This is a genomic window from Bartonella sp. TS82HLJMH (assembly GCF_042193495.1).
GTDB classification, from domain to species: domain Bacteria; phylum Pseudomonadota; class Alphaproteobacteria; order Rhizobiales; family Rhizobiaceae; genus Bartonella; species Bartonella grahamii.
Window position 1 is genome coordinate 1 of sequence record NZ_JBHILU010000083.1, and the last position, 826, is coordinate 826.

1 protein-coding gene and 1 pseudogene are annotated in these 826 nt (G+C 42.3%); both read right to left on the reverse strand.

Annotated features, from left to right (window positions below):
* Positions 1-27: 27 nt before the first annotated feature.
* Positions 28-504 carry a hypothetical protein gene (locus ACFIKO_RS09360; RefSeq protein ID WP_375673904.1) on the reverse strand — a complete coding sequence of 159 codons (477 nt, stop codon included), beginning with the start codon at positions 502-504 and terminating at the stop codon, positions 28-30.
* Positions 425-826 (reverse strand): annotated as a pseudogene (locus ACFIKO_RS09365) (hypothetical protein); the annotation flags it as partial. The pseudogene ACFIKO_RS09365 and the gene ACFIKO_RS09360, both read right to left, overlap by 80 nt.

Sequence of the window (826 nt, forward strand, 5' to 3'; positions counted from 1 at the left end):
AAATGATCAGCACTTTTCACTATTTTGCTAACTTGCAATGTTTTTCACTGCTCCCCCAAGACCATTTAAAGTTTCTTCAAGCTCTTGCTTGTGAACAAGCGTTAGTGGTCTAAAATGCTCTTTCGCTGTTTTTTCTTTGAGTGCTTTCTCACGTGTGTTTTCAATTGCTCTACGTACACTTTCGGCTTTTGAAAGAAGGGTATTTTCTAGTGTCTGGCAGTAAGCTAAAAGCTCTCCACAGGTTGGCATAAATGTTTTTGATATCCCAATTGCTTGACCAGTTACGATATCTTCGACGCCCTTTTTCAGAGCATATGCTGAAATGCGGTCCAGCATCATACCATAGGATAAAACGACGGCTTTGGCGTCTGTGTTCGCAGGGACTCTCATGCTTGAGAGTAGGAAAGAAGCTTGCTCAATTTGCTTAACTGAAGCTTTCACAGAGAGCAACGCTTGTAGACGATTGCAAGCATCTAAGGTTTGCGCTTCCTCCTGTTTTGTCAATGTATTCCCAGCTTTCAGCGTCAATGGATACCCCGGACTGATCATTTCCATAATCTTCTCCAGATGAGAGATGATCTCTGAGTTCGTTGAAGCCTTCTGCAAGCTGTTCTGTGAAAGTTTTCTGAGTGAATTTTCCATGATAACCACCTAACCGTTTTTCCTGTTCTAATCTTGCTTTTTTCTTTGCTAGCGTTCCGATAGGGCTTGTGACCCAATTGTACCAAGTCCTTTGCCAATCTCGTTTGTTTGCATTTTTACCTGGGTTTGCTATCCAGTAATTTGTGAACCGTTCGGTTTCTAACAGCGCCTCATCATGGGTTAA